The sequence below is a fragment of the Ruegeria sp. BF12 genome (assembly GCF_056538705.1).
On sequence record NZ_JBQFTP010000007.1, the window covers coordinates 204631 to 222397 of the forward strand.

General features: G+C 58.4%; 14 protein-coding genes and 1 riboswitch. Of the genes, 8 read left to right on the forward strand and 6 right to left on the reverse strand.

All coding sequences use genetic code 11. The features are described 5' to 3' along the window. Positions 1-13: 13 nt before the first annotated feature. From ACR0J0_RS13320 to ACR0J0_RS13340, 5 genes are read right to left on the reverse strand one after another with little or no spacing between them, the layout of a single operon-like run. The gene (locus ACR0J0_RS13320; protein ID WP_480664624.1) at positions 14-1663 is read right to left on the reverse strand and encodes a long-chain-fatty-acid--CoA ligase; all 1650 of its coding nucleotides are present in this window, start codon (positions 1661-1663) and stop codon (positions 14-16) included. 36 nt (positions 1664-1699) lie between these two features. Then, positions 1700-3088, reverse strand: a complete 1389-nt coding sequence (locus ACR0J0_RS13325) for an amidase family protein (RefSeq protein WP_480664625.1) — start codon at positions 3086-3088, stop codon at positions 1700-1702. Between the two features lie 32 nt (positions 3089-3120). Then, complete coding sequence (locus tag ACR0J0_RS13330) at positions 3121-3498, reverse strand: nuclear transport factor 2 family protein (RefSeq protein WP_480664626.1); 378 nt, start codon at positions 3496-3498, stop codon at positions 3121-3123. Positions 3499-3537: 39 nt separating this feature from the next. After that, positions 3538-4185 carry a 3,4-dihydroxy-2-butanone-4-phosphate synthase gene (gene ribB, locus ACR0J0_RS13335; protein ID WP_480664627.1) on the reverse strand — a complete coding sequence of 216 codons (648 nt, stop codon included), beginning with the start codon at positions 4183-4185 and terminating at the stop codon, positions 3538-3540. A 10-nt stretch (positions 4186-4195) separates the two neighbouring features. Next, entirely contained in the window at positions 4196-5329 is a 1134-nt protein-coding gene (locus ACR0J0_RS13340) for an LLM class flavin-dependent oxidoreductase (protein WP_480664628.1), read from the reverse strand. Between the two features lie 179 nt (positions 5330-5508). Here ACR0J0_RS13340 and ACR0J0_RS13345 point away from each other — a divergent pair, with 179 nt between their 5' ends. From ACR0J0_RS13345 to ACR0J0_RS13365, 5 genes are all read left to right on the forward strand, one after another. Continuing rightward, positions 5509-6486 (forward strand): TetR/AcrR family transcriptional regulator, encoded by a 978-nt coding sequence (locus ACR0J0_RS13345; RefSeq protein WP_480664629.1) that lies wholly within the window; start codon positions 5509-5511, stop codon positions 6484-6486. Positions 6487-6689: 203 nt separating this feature from the next. After that, entirely contained in the window at positions 6690-8786 is a 2097-nt protein-coding gene (locus ACR0J0_RS13350) for a hydantoinase/oxoprolinase family protein (RefSeq protein WP_480664630.1), read from the forward strand. Further along, positions 8786-10438 (forward strand): hydantoinase B/oxoprolinase family protein, encoded by a 1653-nt coding sequence (locus ACR0J0_RS13355; RefSeq protein ID WP_480664631.1) that lies wholly within the window; start codon positions 8786-8788, stop codon positions 10436-10438. Before ACR0J0_RS13350 ends, ACR0J0_RS13355 begins: the two co-directional genes overlap by 1 nt. Beyond that, the gene (locus ACR0J0_RS13360; RefSeq protein WP_480664632.1) at positions 10435-11502 is read left to right on the forward strand and encodes a pyridoxal phosphate-dependent aminotransferase; all 1068 of its coding nucleotides are present in this window, start codon (positions 10435-10437) and stop codon (positions 11500-11502) included. The genes ACR0J0_RS13355 and ACR0J0_RS13360 overlap by 4 nt, the downstream gene beginning before the upstream one ends. Then, complete coding sequence (locus ACR0J0_RS13365; protein WP_480664633.1) at positions 11499-12236, forward strand: maleate cis-trans isomerase family protein; 738 nt, start codon at positions 11499-11501, stop codon at positions 12234-12236. Before ACR0J0_RS13360 ends, ACR0J0_RS13365 begins: the two co-directional genes overlap by 4 nt. Positions 12237-12277: 41 nt before the next feature. On the opposite strand, the gene ACR0J0_RS13370 is transcribed toward ACR0J0_RS13365, so the two are convergent. Then, positions 12278-13816 carry a trimethylamine methyltransferase family protein gene (locus ACR0J0_RS13370; protein ID WP_480664634.1) on the reverse strand — a complete coding sequence of 513 codons (1539 nt, stop codon included), beginning with the start codon at positions 13814-13816 and terminating at the stop codon, positions 12278-12280. A gap of 309 nt (positions 13817-14125) precedes the next feature. On the opposite strand from ACR0J0_RS13370, the gene ACR0J0_RS13375 reads away from it, so the two are divergent. The 3 genes from ACR0J0_RS13375 (at position 14126) to ACR0J0_RS13385 (ending at position 17736) form a co-directional block, all read left to right on the forward strand. Continuing rightward, on the forward strand, positions 14126-15037 hold the full coding sequence (locus tag ACR0J0_RS13375; RefSeq protein WP_480664635.1) for a LysR substrate-binding domain-containing protein: 912 nt from the start codon (positions 14126-14128) through the stop codon (positions 15035-15037). A 71-nt stretch (positions 15038-15108) separates the two neighbouring features. Beyond that, positions 15109-15312: riboswitch (cobalamin riboswitch) on the forward strand. 112 nt (positions 15313-15424) lie between these two features. Next, on the forward strand, positions 15425-16648 hold the full coding sequence (locus ACR0J0_RS13380) for an aromatic ring-hydroxylating oxygenase subunit alpha (protein ID WP_480664636.1): 1224 nt from the start codon (positions 15425-15427) through the stop codon (positions 16646-16648). Between the two features lie 5 nt (positions 16649-16653). Beyond that, positions 16654-17736: an FAD-binding oxidoreductase gene (locus tag ACR0J0_RS13385; RefSeq protein WP_480664637.1), complete on the forward strand. Its 1083-nt coding sequence runs from the start codon at positions 16654-16656 to the stop codon at positions 17734-17736. Positions 17737-17767: the final 31 nt, after the last annotated feature.

Genomic DNA, 17767 nt, shown 5'->3' on the forward strand with positions numbered 1-17767 from the left:
TTGAAGGCAGAAATTAGTTGTCGGTGGGCAGCTTGTGGTCGGCGTATTGCTCGCGCAGATGCAGCTTTGAGACTTTGCCAGTGGCGGTGTGCGGAAGCTCGGCCTGGAACACCACGTCGTCGGGTGTCCACCACTTTGCGATCTGACCGTCGTAAAGCGCCAGAATATCCTCACGGGTAATCTCCGAGCCCTCGCGTTTGACCGCAACGATCAGCGGGCGTTCGTCCCATTTGCGGTGTTTGGCAGCGATACAAGCGGCCTCAAGTACATCCGGATGGCTCATGGCGATACTTTCCAGATCGATCGAGGAAATCCATTCCCCACCCGATTTGATGACATCCTTGGTCCGGTCGGTCAGGCGCAGATATCCCTTTGCGTCGATTGCGGCGACGTCACCGGTCGAGAACCAACCATCCTCGGTGAATGCATCGGCACCGGCTCCGCCCCAATAGCTGCCGGCAACCCAGTGGCCGCGCACCTGCAACATCCCAGCGGCAACGCCATCATGGGGCAATAGCTCGCCCGCATCATTAACGATGCGCATCTCAACACCATAGAGCGCGCGGCCCTGTTTGGTCTTGATCTGCAACTGCTCATCGATAGGCAGTTTGTCCTCTCCCCATTTGAGCATTGCCAGCGAGCCGACCGGCGAAAGCTCGGTCATGCCCCAACCGTGAACCACCTCGGTCTCGTGGCCTTTCTCGATCTTCTCGATCAGCGACAGAGGTGCAGCCGAACCACCCATCATTGCGCGCTTTACGGTCTTCAACCGCTCACCACGCTGGTCGAGGTATTCGTACAGTCCCAGCCAGACTGTCGGGACTCCCGAGATCATGGTGACCTCTTCGCCGTCCATCAGTTCCTGCAATGGCGCTGGGTCCATTCCCGGTCCCGGCAGAACCAGCTTGGTTCCGTTCATGATGCAGGCATATGGCAAACCCCAGGCGCAGGCGTGGAACATAGGTACTACAGGTAGAACCGCCTCGCGTGCGGTCAGAGCCAGCCATTCGCCGCCCGAAACGCCCATTGCGTGCAACACTGTACCCCGGTGGGAATAAAGCACGCCCTTGGGGTTGCCTGTGGTGCCAGACGTATAACACAGCGCCATAGCAGCGTTTTCGTCCAACTCGGGCCAGTCGTAAGTTTCGGGCTTGCCCGCAATCAGACTCTCATAGTCGCTAACCGGGGTCTTCATCTGCGGAACCTGATCCGGACCAGTCAGGCTGTACCAGCCCTGAACCGTCGGGCAACGACCAGACACCGCATCGATCAACGGTGCAAAGGTTGTGTCGAAGAACATGTGCGTGTCTTCGGCGTCGTTGATGATGAAGGCGATCTGTTCGGGGTGCAGACGCGGGTTGATCGTGTGGCAGATCGCGCCAATACAGGCGAGCGCATAATACAGCTCAAGATGCCGGTTGTTGTTCCAGGCCAGAGTCGCCACACGGTCACCCGGGCCCACGCCCAGTTCGGTCAGCGCATGTGCCAACTTCTGGGTCCGCCGCCCCATATCGGCAAAGCTGTAGCGGTCAATCGTCAGGTCCGAGTTACGCCAGACGATCTGCGCTTCGGGATGCGCGCGCATGCCATGACGGAAGATACTGATCACCGTCAGCGGCATCGTCATGATCTGGCCGGGGATTGTTGTCTTTTCAGTGCTCATTTTGCCTCCCAAATTTTTTGCCAGCATCTGCGTGGGTTACAGAGGCGCTGGTGTCATCTCTCCGATTTCCTGTTCAATCCGCCACGACATCTGTAAAACACCCAGGTCGTCGAAACGGTTTCCAACCAGTTGAATGCCGATGGGCAGCCCGTTGCGGTCCAAGCCCACAGGGATGCTGGATGCGGGTTGTTCTGTCAGGTTGAACAGGAAGGTGTTGGCCCAGCTTTCGAACGGTCTGTCGGGGTTAGATCCCGGCAGTTCGGCCGCAAAGGCTGTGTCCGGTGTCGATGGCAACAGGACAAAGTCATGGCCGTCAATTAACGCCAGGGCCCGTTCGCGCAGGGCCTGCGTGTGGTCGAAGTTCCGCTGATGCTCAACCGCCGACAATGTGCGGGCATCGTTGGTCCAGTCGCGGATAAAGGGCGTTTTTGCCTGTTCCGCCTCGGGCTGGCGCATCAGTTCGGATAGGGTTCGGATCTTGTAGAACGCCTCGGCGGGTTCCCAATCCGTTCGGCTGAACGGCGGCTTATCGAGATAGGAGGTATGAACGCCCATATCCCGCAAAACCAGCGCCGTCCGTTCGAGCGCGGTACGTACATCTTCGGCCACCGGTTCGCCCAACCCGAGCTCTGGAACAACAAGAACAGACAAGTTTTTTCGGTCGCCACGAGTCAGACGCGATACGTAATTCAACCCATCTCGTGCCAGGGCAGTGAAATCCCGAGAATCCTCGCCGGTCAAAACGTTCATATGCAGCGCGACATCACCGAAATTTCGCGCCAGCGGGCCCGCCGTTATGGCCGGGCTGTTGCACACGTAATAGGGAACCCGGCCCTGACTGGGTTTCAACCCGGCCAGCCCGCAATACGAAGCTGGCAGGCGGATCGAGCCCACGATATCGGTGCCTATCGACAAAGGCTCGATCCCGGCGGCGACACTGGCCGAAGCGCCCGAGGACGACGCGCCGGTCGTACGTGACAAATCCCAAGGGTTGCGCGTGACCCCATGTATGGAGCTGACGCCACCGGCCAGAATACCGTAGTCGCACATGGTGTTTTTTCCGAGGATGACGGCACCGGCCTCACGCATGCGAGCGATCGTGGGATGGTCGGTGGTGCTGACCGCGACCGCTCCTGCAGCGGAACCGCGATAGGCTGGCATGCCTATGCAATCCAAGGCATCCTTGACCGTCGTCGGCACACCATCGAGCGGCCCCAGCGCCTCATTATCATGCCAGCGCTGCTCTGAGGCGCGCGCAGCGTCCAGCGCGCGTTCGGCATCCAGATGATAGATCGCGTTGATCTGCGGATTGACTTCAGCAATCCGGTTCAGCGCGGCCTGCGTTACCTCGACCGGGGAAAGCTCCAGCCGGGCATAGGCCTGCACCATGGCACGCGCCGATAGTTGGAAATAAGGGGCCGTCATGGGTGAAAATTCTGGCTCGATCAGATAGGGGATCAGTCTTGGGTGCGCTGGACGTAGTAGACCTTGGCGGCGATCTTCCAGCCCTCGCCGGTGCGGACCAGCGACAGATAGTCGATAAAAAAACGCGGCTGAACGGCGCAATTGATCTTGACCATGGCCGTGTTCGGGCCTGACTGATCAATCGAGATCGTGTGACCGTAGACGGGATAGCCTTTGGACTTGGGGCTTTCGCGGCCGCCGATGACGTCTTTGTACTTGTCCAGCGTCATGTGGATATAGCTGCCATCTTCATTGGCGCAGGTCAGGTCACATTCCGGCAGGAACATCTGGTCTACTTTGGTGATGTCGCCGTCATGCAGGTTTTCGATATAGGCCTGCATCAGAGCTTCGATGTCGGCAAATGCGGTCATGGAATGTCCTCGGTCGTGAGTGTCTGGGGGTGTCGGCTGTCAGGCGGCCTTGGCGGCGAGCAGTGCCTGACGGTACCGTTTGAGGTCTTCGATCGTACCGACCTTGAGGCCGTGGCTGGCCCCAAATTCCAGCAAGTCCGGCAGGCGCGCCATTTCACCGTCATCCTTCATGATCTCGCAGATCACTCCGGCATCTCCTTGCCCCGACAACCGGGCCAGATCGACGGCGGCCTCGGTGTGGCCTTCCCGTTCCAAAACGCCGTCCGGCTTTGCCACGAGAGGGAAAAGGTGACCGGGCGAAACCAGATCAGCCGGTGATCCGGTGACTGACGCCAAAAGCGCGATGGTCCGCGCCCGGTCGCTGGCGGAGATGCCAGTGGTGGTGCCTTCCTTTGCGTCCACCGAAATGGTGAACGCCGTGTGATGCGGGTCGGTGTTCAATGCTGCCATCGGTCCCAAGCTGAACTGTTCAGCCTTTTCCGGCGGGATCGCCATGCAGATCAGACCCCGGCCAAAGCGCGCCATGAAGTTCACGGCGGCCGCGTCGGCGCAGGCGGCAGGGATCACCAGATCGCCTTCGTTCTCGCGGCTCTCGTCATCGACAAGAATAACCATCCGGCCCTTCGCGCAGTCCGCAATCACATCTTCGATAGGCGACAGCCGATAAACCTCGTGCAGGTCGAACATGTTCTTTCCCTTATCCGTTCAGAGGTTTGATGACGCCTTCGGCAAATTCGATCAGGGCTTCCTGCTCGATCTCGTCGCCGAAATAGTTCACGTGGTGCCACACGAAGAATTCGTCGATCTGATACCGTTCAGCCAGTTCGCCGACCTGATCCAGAACCTGCTGGCGCGAGCCATCCCAGACGCGACCCAGCGGCACGTGATAGGGCGGTGCGTCATAGGCCGAGAACCACAGGTTGTCGAACATCTCGCGATACTGCTGGGTCTTGGCGGGGGTCTTGCCCATCATCAGATGCGCCCCGAGTGCCAGAACATCATTGTTGGCGGTTTGCGTCAGACCGTTTTCATGCGCTGCCTGCAGGCAGTTTTCCAGGATCACCGGCATGAACTCTTCTTTGTCGGCGGTCACGAAGGACACCATCTTGGCGCCTTCCGAAGACCAGAACTTGGCGGTTTCCATCGAATACGAGAACGGCGCATACACTTTGGGGTGCGGTTTCTGCAGCGGACGAGGGACGATTCCCGATTTGCGCAGGGTCTTGTTTTCATCGACCGGGGTATCACCGCCCCACAGCTTGGTCGGGTTGAACTCCCACTCGACATTCGACGGAAAGTTCCAGAATTCGCCCTGATGCTCGGTCAGGTCATCGGTCCACAGCGATTTGATCAGGCGCCAGTTTTCATACAGCGCGCGGCGATTGCGTTGGTCGGCTTCCGACTTATCGGATTCAGCTGACGTAATGTCCAGATGCTGACCCATAGTGGCCGTCCAGCGCGGTGTGTTCCCACGCGAGAAACCAGCAAAGACACGGCCGCCGGTCATATGGTCCAGCATCGCAATGTCTTCCGCCGTCTTGATCGGGTTCATCGCGGTCAGATTCATGCCCAGCTGACCCACCGTGAAGTTCTTGGTGTGCTGTGCGATGTACATGTTCCAGAACAGCGGGTTTGTGGTGCATTCCACACCTTCGACCTGCATGTGGTGTTCGGTCAGGCAGAACCCGTCATACCCAAGCTCTTCGGCCAGAACCATCTGATCACGCAGGGTGAGCATCATCTTGTTGAACCGCGCTGGATCACGCCCGGCAAGCTGTGTGTCCTCGCCATGCTGGCGCGCGAATGGAATGGCGAGAATCTTGAACTTCATGCAGGCGTCCTCCGGTGTGTTATTGAACGTTCACTAACATTCTCACGAGGCCGGCAAATTCGTCAAGCCCCGAAATGGCTTTCCCTGCGTCGCCGGGGCACTGCGACGATTTCCAACTGGACAAGACATAAGGATTTCAACATGTTGCCTCGGGGCAAGATCCTAAGGAGGCAGGCCGGGTGTTTTTGTATTCCGCAGCGCAAGTCGATGAATTCATTAAGAAATCACAGCTGGACGGCGTATGCCTTGCACTGGCGATTGATGCGGCGCGGGAAGAGCTTAAGCGCCTGGGCGACACATTGCATCCGACTTTGATCAACACCTCGGCCACGAATCTTGCAACGCCTGGACAGGGACAGATCGAAGCCCAGGCCGTGCGTATGTCGCCAGAGGATTCGCCGCTGACGTCTTACCGTGTCTCGATTGTTCAGGCCGGTCACAAACCGGGCGAGTCCGCCACTCTGATGGAAGTGACCTGTACGTTCTCGGTTGACACCGATCTGGCGGAGACACCGAAAACTACGCAAGTTGAAAAACCCGCCCGCGCCCTGTCCGACACAGCCGAGGAGCGGCGGCGGCAAATCTTCGAAGGTGCCTGCAAGGTGATCGCCAAACACGGGTTCGGAAATGCCTCGATGCGCGAGATTGCCAAGGAATCCGGATTGTCGGTTCCGCTCATGTACAAGTACATCAAGGACAAGGACGATATCCTGCATCTGATCACCACCATGTGCATGCAGGACATCATCGATTTCTTTGATACCGGAGAGCTGTTCACCGGGCCCGCGGATCAGAACCTTGAAAAGGCGGTAGACCGGTACATCGACTACATCGGTGAGAACCGTCGTTACATCAATCTGGTCTATTCGGAAACACGCTCCATGTCTGCCGAGAACCGCGCGCGCGTATTCGATATGGAGCGCGACTTTATGGGACGCTGGAAAGGCATTCTGGATAAAGGGGTCGAGCAGAAGGTGTTCCGCCCCATGAATACGGAATTGATGGCGAACTATCTGTATTTCCTGTGCAACGTCTGGTCCCTCAGGCACTGGAGCATTGGCAAGTTTCCCGAAAGTGAAATCCGCACCAGCCTGAAGGCCTTGATCATGGACGGCGTTCTGGCCGAGTCCAATCCTGCCAAAGCGGCAAAACCCTGAATTCTGTCGCTTCCAGGCAATTTGGTCGCAAACCAACTTGCGGCATGTTCCGGTCGCAGCAAAAATACGCCTATGACAATGATCTGTGCTCCAAATCGCCTGGACCGCCGCGCAACCGGTTGTGACCTCGTCGTCAGCGGGTGATCGCGGGGGCTGTGCGCCCTTTGCCTTCTGCCTAGACAACGGACAATTCGGAATACTTCATGACATCTCAATCGTTGCGCCTGGCCATCGACATTGGCGGCACCTTTACCGATACGGTACTCGTCTCGGGCGACGAGACTATATTGGCTTCGACCAAGACACTGACAACTCACCAGAATCCGGCCGATGGCGCGATGGAAGGCGCAAAGCGCGTCGTTGAACAATCGGGCCGCGCGCTAAGCGAGGTGACCGGTTTCATCCATGGAACAACACTGGCGACCAACGCGCTGATAGAACGGCGCGGTGCGGTTGTGGCGACGGTCACCACCGAGGGGTTCAGGGATATTCTGGAGATTGCCTACGAGCGGCGCTATTCGCAGTACGATATCAACCTGGAAAAACCCGACTTGCTCGTGCCACGCGAACGGGCGCTAACAATCCGGGAACGAATGTCGGCCGACGGTAACGTGTTGATTGACTTGGAAGACAGTGCCGTCGACGCACTGCTGGACGACCTTGATGCAAGCGGTGCCGAGGCCGTCGCAATCTGCCTTATGCACGCCTATGCCAACCCGTCGCATGAACGCAGATTGCGTGACATGATTTCGGAAAAACGACCCGATCTCACGGTGTCTATCTCGTCCGAAGTCAGCCCCGAGGCTCGTGAGTTCGACCGGCTTTGCACCACGGTCGCCAACGCATACATCCAGCCATTGATGGAAAGCTATCTGGCGCGGTTTGTGGCTCAGTTTGAATCTGAGGGCGTGGCCTGCCCAATCCTGATGATGACTGCAGGCGGCGGGATGTGCACCGTTCAGACAGCCGCACGCTTTCCTATCCGTCTTGTTGAAAGCGGGCCTGCGGGCGGAGCTATCCTTGCCGCGCGCATCGCGGCGCGTGCAGGGATCAACGAGGTTCTGTCTTTTGACGTTGGTGGCACGACCGCCAAGCTCTGCCTGATCGACAATGCCCGGCCTCAAACCTCGCGCCAGTTCGAAATCGCGCGGGCAGCGCGGTTCATCAAGGGCTCGGGTATGCCCGTGCGTATCCCGGTGATCGAGATGATTGAGATTGGTGCTGGCGGCGGCTCTATCGCCGGTGTTGACCGGCTGGGGCGGCTGACTGTGGGGCCGAAATCGGCCGGATCGGAGCCCGGCCCGGTGGCCTTTGGTCGGGGTGGCACCGAACCGACGGTAACCGATAGCGACATCGCTTTAGGCTATATCGTGCCGGACACATTTGCCGAGGGCTACATCAAGATCGATCCCCAAGCTTCCAAAGAAGCACTGAGCCGGGTGATTGGGTCTCGGCTGGAGACCGACGCGACGGGATCAGCCGATGGGGTCAGCCGGATCGTCGACGAGAGCATGGCCAGCGCAGGCCGGATGCACGCAGTAGAGTCGGGTAAAGACCTTGGTCCACGCACCATGATTGCCTTTGGCGGCAACGGCCCGCTTCACGCCAGTCGCGTGGCGCGATCCGCCGGAGTCAGCCGCATCGTGATCCCGCCCAATCCGGGCGTCGGCTCGGCAGTTGGTTTCTTGTTCGCACCAGTCAGCTTCGAGATCGTGCGCTCGCGCTACTCGTTGCTGGAGACACTGGACCTGGACGGAATCAACTCCCTGTTTGCGGACATGATAGCCGAGGCCAGTGATGTTGTCGCTCAAGGTGCGGGCGATGCCCCCACCGAGACGCAGCGCACCGCCTTCATGCGCTACAACGGTCAGGGCCACGAGATTGAAATCACGCTGCCCGACCGCGTCCTGACGGCCGATGACATCGATCCCCTGATTACTGCTTTTGAGGCGGAATACCGCAAGCAATTCTCGCGACCGGTGCCGGGAATGCAGATCGAGATCCTGAACTGGGCCGTGCGCGTGGCCACACCGGATTCCAAAATACCGGACCTGCCGGTAACGCCATCCCTAACCACGATCACGCCTGCTGAAACGCGGCCCATCACCTGCGACGTGGACGGCAATGCTAAGCAGGCAGGTTTTGTGCCGCGAGACAGCTTAGCTCCCGGTGACCGGGTCTGCGGCCCTGCGCTGATCACAGAACCGCAGACCACCACGCTGGTCTCGGCCGACTTCTCGGCCCATGTGGACGCCATAGGAAACCTCGTCCTGCTCCAGGACCAGAAAGGAGGCGCATGATGACCGCCGACCTATCCCCCGCCCGCCTTCAAGTCATGTGGAACCGCCTGCTGGCCGTGGTCGAAGAGCAAGGCCAGACCCTGATCCGCGCGGCGTTTTCACCTATCGTGCGCGAATGCGGTGACATATCTGCCGGGATTTTCGACGTTTCCGGCCGGATGCTGGCACAGGCCGTCACCGGCACGCCGGGCCATATCAACACCATGGCCGAAGCGGTGATGCATCTGCGCGAGCGTTTCCCGGTGCAAAACATGAAGCCCGGCGACATCTACATGACCAATGACCCCTGGCTGGCCTCCGGGCATCTGAACGATTTTCTATTAATGATGCCCGCCTTCAAGAATGGCAAAGTCGTGGGCTTTACCTCTTGCACATCACACCTGGTCGATCTGGGGGGCCTCGGTATGGGGCCAGAGGGCTCGGACATCTATGACGAAGGCTTGCTGATCCCGCCCTGCAAACTGGTCGAAGAAGGCGTACCGAATGCCCTGCTACTGGACATCGTCCGCGCCAACAGTCGCGAGCCGATTGCAAACGAAGGCGACATCTACGCGCTGATCGCCTGTTGCGAGGCGGGGGTGAACCGGCTGGTCGATATGATGGTCGAATTCGGCATCGACGATCTGGACCGTCTGGGCAGCTATATCATCGAGACCTCGCGACGCGGTACGCTTGAGGCGATCGCCGAGGTTCCGGAAGGCGTCTACAAGAATGCGCTGAAGATGGATGGTTACGAGAATGAGCTGGAACTGCACGCAACCCTGACCGTAACCAAATCGGGCATGCATGTGGATTTCACCGGCACTTCGGGCTGTTCGCGTAAGGGCATCAACGTGCCGCTCAACTATGCCACGGCCTATACCGTTTTCGCACTACGCTGCATCGTCGGCTCCGACATACCTAACAACGCCGGTTCGCTAGAACCGTTTACCGTGGACGGGCCAAAGGGCTGCATCCTAAACGCGCAACGCCCTGTTCCTGTTGCTATGCGGCACACGCTGGGGCAGGTAACTCCCGATCTGGTGCTGGGCTGCCTGCATCAGGCGTTACCCGATCAAGTGCCGGCCGAGGGCGCATCGTGCATGTTTGATCTGCCCATGCGCCACGCGCCCGAAGTGGCCCGCGATGGTGGTCGCGAATTCGCAGTCGAACCCGTACACAATGGCGGCACCGGTGCACGGCCTCATGCAGACGGGCTGTCCGCCACTGCCTACCCTTCGGGCGTTTTCGGCAGTCAGGTCGAGATCACCGAGAGCGTCGCGCCCGTCACCATCTGGCGGCGGGAACTGCGCTCGGATTCTGGAGGCGCAGGCAAGTATCGCGGCGGTCTTGGTCAACGGATCGAGATGACCTCAGCCAACGGCGCGCCTTTCATCGTGTTCCTTTCTGTCGAACGCTTGAAATTCCCGGCGCTTGGGCGCATGGGCGGTCAACCAGGTGCGCCCGGGCGCATTCGTTTCCGCGACGGCGAAAGTGACATCCCGGGCAAAGGCGAACTGCGGGTTGAGGGCGGCGATTACCTGATTTTCGAAACACCCGGCGGCGGCGGATTCGGCCATCCGGCGGAACGCGACGCACAGGCGGTTGCCTTGGATCTCAAGCGCGGGTTGATCAGCGAAGACAGCGCGAAAATCTATGGAGGTGCGACATGATCCGCCCGGTCCCCCATGTAGGCGCCATGGCCGCTTATGCTCTGGCCGATCTTGGTAGCGAAGGGACAATCTCGTTGGCCCAGAACGAAAGCGCCTTTGCCGCAAGCCCTGCCGCCATCGCGGCAGGACAGTCGGCAATGGATGAACTACCGCTTTATCCCGATCCGGAATGGCCCGAACTGCGCGCCGCCATCGCCGATGTGCACAAGTTGGAGCCCGCACGGGTGCTATGCGGCGCGGGTTCCATGGAGTTGATCGGCTGCCTGATCCGGGCCTATGCCGGGCCCGGCGACCGCGTTCTGGGAACGGACTATGGATACGCTTTTGTCTCATCCGCCGCAGCGCAGGTGCAGGCCGATTACGTCAAAGCCCGCGAGGTCGACCTGACCGTATCCGTGGACGACATACTCGCAGCGATGACACCCGAAACCCGGATCGTGTTTGTCTGCAACCCCGGCAACCCCACCGGCACCTTGATCCCGAATTCCGAGATCCTTCGCTTGCGGGACGGATTGCCCGAAGACGTTCTTCTGGTCGTGGATCAGGCCTATGCCGAGTTTTCGGACCACGCGAATGACCCAGCCGAGATTTTCGCTCTGACAGACCGGGGCGAGACCGTGGTGATGCGCACGTTTTCCAAGGCGTACGGCTTGGCAGGCGCACGCGCGGGCTGGGGGTATTTCCCTCCAGAGATAGCGAACGAATTGCGCAAGCTGCTTAACCCCAACAACATCTCCATCGCGTCGCAAGCTGCCGCCGCAGCTGCGATGCGCGATCAGGCCCACATGAAGGACGTGGTTTCCCGAACGGTCGAGATCCGAGACCGGTTTGCCGAAGACTGTCGGGCCTTGGGCCTGGCTATTCCAGAAAGCCACACCAATTTCGTGCTGTTGCGCTTTGCCTCTGACGCAAACGCGCAACGCGCGGATGCAGCCCTGCGCGCCAATAGCCTGCTGATGCGTGGCATGGGGGGTTACGGGTTGACTGACTGTCTGCGCGCCACGATCTGCGAGACATCGGTAATGGATCGTTGCCTGACCATCCTGAAAGGAGTTCTGACGTGACCGAGACCCGAACCACGGCGAAGATCGGAGTGCTGGTACCTTTCACCAACACCAACCTCGAACCGGATATGGAACTGCTGCGACCACCGAACACGACGATCCATTTCCAGCGCATGGGTGGCTATGACGTGGACGAGATTCCCGGCTCGGACCAGATGGCCGGATTAGGGGCATCCGATATCAGCCATGACCTGCGGATGATCTCGGGTGTTCGCCCAGATGTGGTGCTGTATGGCTGCACTTCAGCAACCCTGACTCATGGACCGTCTTTTGACGCCGATCTGGCACAACAGATCAAAGCAGGCTCGGGCGCTGTGTCATTCACCGCCGCCGGAGCGTTGATTGCCGGGATTAAAGCGGTGGGCGCGACAAAGGTCGGCTTCTCATCCCCTTACCTGGGTGAGATCAACGATCAGGCAATCGATTTCATGGCTCACAACGGCATCGAAACTGTCAAACGCGCCGATATTGGCCGCGAGCTTGGCAACTATGGGCAAGGAGAACTGACGCCGGACGAGGTGTTTGATCTGGCTTGTCAGGCCGATCACCCGGATGCTCAGGCCATTGTCCTGAGCTGTACCGACATGCGCTCGGTCGAGGCGATCGAACGTATCGAGATAGCGTTGGACAAACCGGTCGTCACGTCCAATCAAGCCATGATGTTTGGATTGATGAAAGCCCTGAACCTGCCCCGCCACGACGCCTTGCCCGGGCGTCTGTTCGACAACCTTTGAAATGGATCGGGGCACGGCAACTACCCTGCCCCGGTCGGCCCCTAGGGTTCTCCGCTGCCAATTTCTTCACGACGTTTAGCGATATAGGCGTCCAGCTCTTCGCGTATCGCCGAATCCATTTCCGGGGCCTGATATTCACGCAATGCCTGCTGCCAGATGTCTGTCGCCCGTTGAAGTGCATCTTTTGCCCCGGCGGCCTCCCAGCTCTCGTAGTTCTGCCAATCTGACAGCATAGGCTTGTAAAACGCGGTCTCATACCGGGCCATCGTGTGTTCGGTGCCAAAGAAGTGGCCACCGGTAGGCACTGAACTGATCGTATCAAAACCCAGTTCGTCGGCATCGAACTTCATCGGCTTGAGAAACTCCATCATGTTCTGGATGATTTCGACGTCCATTATGAATTTTTCGTAGGAGGCCGTCAGGCCGCCTTCGAGCCAGCCCGCCGCGTGGTAAACGATGTTCGCGCCGCCCAGGACTGCGCCCCAGGTTGCCATCATCGTCTCATATGCGGCCTGCAGGTCGACCACATTCGACGCATTGGCGTTCGAAGTCCGATATGGAATGCCATATCGCCGCGCCAGTTGACCGCCCACGATGTTGGCCTTGGCGTTCTCCGGCGTGCCAAAGGCCGGGGCACCGGATTTCATGTCTACGTTGGACGTGAACGAACCATACATGACCGGCGAACCGGGGCTGACCAGTTGGGTCAGCACAACACCAAACAGAGCCTCGGCATTCTGCTGCGCCAGCGCTGCTGGCAAGGTAACCGGAGTCATCGCCCCCATAAGGGTGAACGGCGTCACCGTTACCGGCTGACCATATTCCGCCATCGCAATCAATCCATCCCCCATTGCATCGTCGAAGAGACGTGGCGAGTTGACCGAGATGATGGTGATCACACCGGGATCGCCGCGCATCTCTTCGGGTTTTTGCCCGCGCGAGATCGCCATCATGTTGATCCCATCCATCGCCCGCCCCCGCCCGATGGCGGTGCAGTGAAAGCTCAGGTCGCTAAACGTCAGATTGGCGTTATAGGTATCCAAGTGGCGGTTGTTAACAGGCATCTCGATGGGTGCCATCACCTGGTTTCCGATCAGGTGTATCGCATTGAAATGATGGGCTAGCCGAATGAAATTACAGTAATCTTCGTAGTTACCCTGTCGTCGCCCGTTGATACAGTCGTGAACGTTCGGAGGCCCCGCCACCAGCCCAAAATTCACATGATTGCCGCCCAGCGTGATCTGCTTGGCGCGATTGCGCGAGGTCAGAGTGAATTCGCGAGGAACTGTTTTGAGAGCTTCCGTAACAATGCTCTCATCCATGCGGATTGTCTTTGTGTCCCGGTCAACGATAGCTCCGGCGCGCTCGAAAATATCCATAACGTTGTCGCCCATGACGCGGATACCCGCCTCGGACAGGATCCGCATTGAAGTCGCGTGCAACTGGTCCATCTGGTCAGGATTCAGCAACTCGAACGGCGGGTACTCATTGCGGATCTGTTGCCACGGCAACTGATCGACACCCGCTGCGCTGCGGCCAGATTTACCGCGACGTCCGCCTCCGCGTCTTTCTCGTGCCATGTTTTGTCTGCCCCCGTTTCCGATTCTGGATGTAGCTGAAATGCGCCCAGCTGTGCGGTTCTGCACTTTCAAAACGTACCAACCGCAGAAGCCCTGTTTTGCCACTTAGCGACGCATTCATGTCGAAAAGAGAGCATGAGGATTTCTCACGCCTGGGCGAAAAAATTCCCGGGGCATTGGGTCGGGAATTTTTGCAGCTTAGCCGCCGCAACCTGTCGCATTTGAAACCTGCGAGGTGTCGCGATTGGACAAGATGCCTCACCGCAGCCTTTCCTATGCAGGTCATTAGCCGCTGGGAGAAACCCGATAATGATGAACCTGCCCCACCTTACGTTCCTACGGTCATTCGAGGCTTCTGCGCGACACCTGAGTTTCACCAGTGCCGCCGAAGAGCTGAACTGCACACAATCCGCGGTCAGCAACCATGTGCGTTCGCTCGAGGAGTTCATCCAGCGCCCGTTGTTTGTACGCCACCCCCGATCTCTTTCGCTTACGGACGTCGGAGAAGCCTATTTGCCGTCTGTGCGACACGCTCTGCAAGAAATCGACGTCGCAACCCGATCCGTCAGCCAACGCCCGCACACGCGAAAAGTGGTCGTTTCTTGCCCGTTCAGCCTTGCGGAAAGTTGGCTGCCAGACGTGATCCGCGAATTCAACGCGGCTCACCCCGATATTGATCTGACTGTGCACGGGACAGTCTGGACCGACGTCGAAAACAGCGTTTCCGATGTCTCGATCACGATCCATCATGTCGACGAAGCGACCGCAGGTATGAAACGGCTGTGGGAGGAAAAACTGACGGTCGTTTGCGCGCCGGGTTTTACAGTGAATGGAAAGCCGCTGCGCGATCCGGAACAGCTACGGCATGCCCGCCTGATCCATATTCTTGGTCGGCCAGCCTATTGGGAACTTGTAGGCAAATACTTCGACCTGACCGACCTGAACCTGAACGAGGGCCAGCGAACAAACGCCTCCAATCTGGCAATGGAATTGGCGGTGCGGTCCCTGGGCTGTGTCGTTTTGCCAAAATCTCTTACCCGTTCTTATGTGGAACGCGGAGTGTTGATCGAACCCTTCGAAATCGATCTGACCAGCCCATGGGCTTATTATTTCACGGTCAAGGACAAGCTTCCAACACCATCCGTCCAACTGTTTCGGAATTGGTTGTCGAAAGCTGCCGCTGACGAAAAGTGGTCCGATCGCGACATGTCGAAAGCCTGAAAACCAAGTTTCGAAATGTCTGTTTTGGAAGCGGAATTGTCGCAAGTATTTCAGCGCAAAAACGGGTCGGAAATATCCTGTGCCTGTGAGGTGCCGCTGTTTGATTCTCAGGCAGCGGAGAATTGGGAAGCCGGTGAGATTCCGGCACTGCCCCCGCAACGGTAAAGAAGGTCAGGTACGGCAATCAACCACTGGGACGAGGATCCCGGGAAGGTGCCGATACCGGGCGAAGGCCCCTTCCAAGTCCGGAAACCAGCCTCGCAGATAAGTCAAACCGCGGGTGGCGGTGGGGGCGCATGTTTCGGACGTGATCCTCGCACGGCTCCGGACGGCTCTCCCTTGCCATCTGCCCAAGCAATGCCGCGGGGCGCGGCAGGAGAGCCAGAAGTGAGCATTATTCAAACCCTGTTGGCACGTCGAAACCCTGGTTATGCGCTGGAACAGGCGTTTTACACCGATCCCGAGGTTTTCCAGGCTGACCTCGAATCCATTCACTACCGTGATTGGCTGTTTGCCATTCCCGCCTGCGAACTGGAAAAGCCTGGCAGCTATGTCACCCATAATGTCGGAGCTTACCGCGTCATCATAGTGCGTGGCGCGGACAACCAGATACGGGCTTTTCACAACACCTGCCGCCATCGCGGATCGGTCATCTGCAAGGCCGCAAAGGGACATGCGCCCAAGCTGGTTTGCCCTTACCACCAGTGGACATATGAACTTGACGGATCCTTGCTATGGGCCCGCGACATGGGGCCGGACTTTGACCCAAAGCAACACGGATTGAAGACGGTTCACTGCCGCGAACTGGCCGGCCTCGTTTACATCTGTCTGGCCGATGAAGCGCCAGATTTCGATACATTTGCAGAACTTGCGCGTCCCTATCTGGAACCGCATGACTTGGCCAATGCGAAAGTTGCCTTTGAGAGTTCCATCATTGAAAAAGGTAATTGGAAGCTCGTTTGGGAAAACAACCGCGAATGTTACCACTGTGGTGGCAACCACCCGGCGCTATGTCGAACGTTCCCTGATGATCCGGCCGTGACCGGAATAGAAGGCGGCGAAACCCCAACCCATATGCAAGCGCATTTTGACCGCTGCGAAGCTGCAGGCATGCCCTCTCAGTTCTACCTGCATGGTGACGGGCAATACCGCTTGGCGCGGATGCCGCTGAAAGAAGGCGCGCAAAGCTATACGATGGATGGAAAATCGGCCGTGCGCCGCTGGTTGGGTCGTTCGCCGTTCCCAGATGCTGGTTCGCTCTTGAAGTTCCACTATCCGACCACATGGAACCACTTTTTGGCCGACCACTCTATCGTTTTCCGGGTCACTCCGATCAGTCCCACGGAAACTGAGGTCACCACGAAATGGCTGATCCACAAGGACGCCGTCGAAGGGGTCGATTATGACCTGAAACGCCTGACCGAAGTCTGGACCGCCACCAATGACGAAGACCGTCAGGTGGTCGAGGATAATCAGCAAGGCATCAACAGCCCGGCCTATGTGCCCGGCCCCTATTCGCCTTCGCAGGAATCCGGAGTTCTGCAATTCGTCGATTGGTATTGCAACACTCTGGCTGCCCGACTGGCACCGGACGCCATGGCTGCGGAGTAACGGCAATGAAAGACCTTAGCCCCTCAACACCATTGATCTGGCAAGACAGTGAAACACTGGAATGCGTCTCGGTCGTGCCAGAGATGCCAAATACCGCCAGCTTTACGTTTCGAGCACCCTCCGGTGCGATGTTCGCTTACCAGCCCGGGCAGTTTCTAACGTTGGAAATCCCTGCCCCGGGTCAACCTGGCGGTGTCGTTCATCGTACCTATACGATATCCTCCTCACCCTCTCGTCCCAGATCCATCACGATCACCGCGAAAGCGCAGCCTGACAGTATCGGCACACGCTGGATGTTGGATAACCTTCAACCTGGCATGAGGGTAAAGGCGCTGGGTCCTGCAGGCTTGTTCACCAACGGCGAGAGTAGCGCGCGAAAATACCTCTTCATTTCAGCAGGCTCTGGCATCACCCCAATGATGTCCATGACAACCTGCATGTGGGACGAAGGCCGCAATCTGGACATCGTTTTCATCAACTGCGCCAAACGTCCATCCGAGATCATTTTTCGCCAGCGACTTGAGCAGATGGCCAGCCGAACGCACGGCCTGGATTTGAAGTTCGTAGTGGAAGAGGCCGATCCCTACCGGCCCTGGACAGGCTATCAGGGCCAATTCAATCAGCTGATGCTCGGACTTATGGCCCCGGACTATCTGGATCGCGAGGTCTATTGTTGCGGTCCGGAACCCTTCATGCAAGCCGTGCGGGATGCGCTGACGGGCCTTGGTTTTGACTTGGAGCACTACCATCAGGAAAGCTTCGGTGCGCCCATTGAGACTGAGGCTGATCTGCCCGATCTGGATGACGTCATCCCCGATGAAGAGGCTAGCGCAGAAATTCACTTTGCAAGCTCGGGTGTCACCGCCAAGGTAGCCGAAACCGACACCGTGCTGGCAGCGGCACGTTCTGTTGGCCTCAACATTCCGTCAGGTTGCACCTTCGGCGTCTGCGGTACTTGCAAGGTCAGAAAAACTGCGGGCGAGGTTCACATGGTCCACAATGGCGGGATTTCAGAGGATGACATCGAGGCCGGCTTTATCCTTGCCTGTTGCTCCAACCCAATCGGCAAAGTCGAAGTCGAAGTTTGAAAAACGCGGAAGGCGCACCCCTTACGCCTTC

What these genes read in the sequence shown, in the direction of transcription:
- ACR0J0_RS13320 (WP_480664624.1), bottom strand. Translation starts at nt 1,663, where the DNA reads ATGAGCACTGAAAAGACAACAATCCCCGGCCAGATCATGACGATGCCG.
- ACR0J0_RS13325 (WP_480664625.1), bottom strand. Translation starts at nt 3,088, where the DNA reads ATGACGGCCCCTTATTTCCAACTATCGGCGCGTGCCATGGTGCAGGCC.
- ACR0J0_RS13330 (WP_480664626.1), bottom strand. Translation starts at nt 3,498, where the DNA reads ATGACCGCATTTGCCGACATCGAAGCTCTGATGCAGGCCTATATCGAA.
- ribB (WP_480664627.1), bottom strand. Translation starts at nt 4,185, where the DNA reads ATGTTCGACCTGCACGAGGTTTATCGGCTGTCGCCTATCGAAGATGTG.
- ACR0J0_RS13340 (WP_480664628.1), bottom strand. Translation starts at nt 5,329, where the DNA reads ATGAAGTTCAAGATTCTCGCCATTCCATTCGCGCGCCAGCATGGCGAG.
- ACR0J0_RS13350 (WP_480664630.1), top strand. Translation starts at nt 6,690, where the DNA reads ATGACATCTCAATCGTTGCGCCTGGCCATCGACATTGGCGGCACCTTT.
- ACR0J0_RS13355 (WP_480664631.1), top strand. Translation starts at nt 8,786, where the DNA reads ATGACCGCCGACCTATCCCCCGCCCGCCTTCAAGTCATGTGGAACCGC.
- ACR0J0_RS13360 (WP_480664632.1), top strand. Translation starts at nt 10,435, where the DNA reads ATGATCCGCCCGGTCCCCCATGTAGGCGCCATGGCCGCTTATGCTCTG.
- ACR0J0_RS13370 (WP_480664634.1), bottom strand. Translation starts at nt 13,816, where the DNA reads ATGGCACGAGAAAGACGCGGAGGCGGACGTCGCGGTAAATCTGGCCGC.
- ACR0J0_RS13375 (WP_480664635.1), top strand. Translation starts at nt 14,126, where the DNA reads ATGATGAACCTGCCCCACCTTACGTTCCTACGGTCATTCGAGGCTTCT.
- ACR0J0_RS13385 (WP_480664637.1), top strand. Translation starts at nt 16,654, where the DNA reads ATGAAAGACCTTAGCCCCTCAACACCATTGATCTGGCAAGACAGTGAA.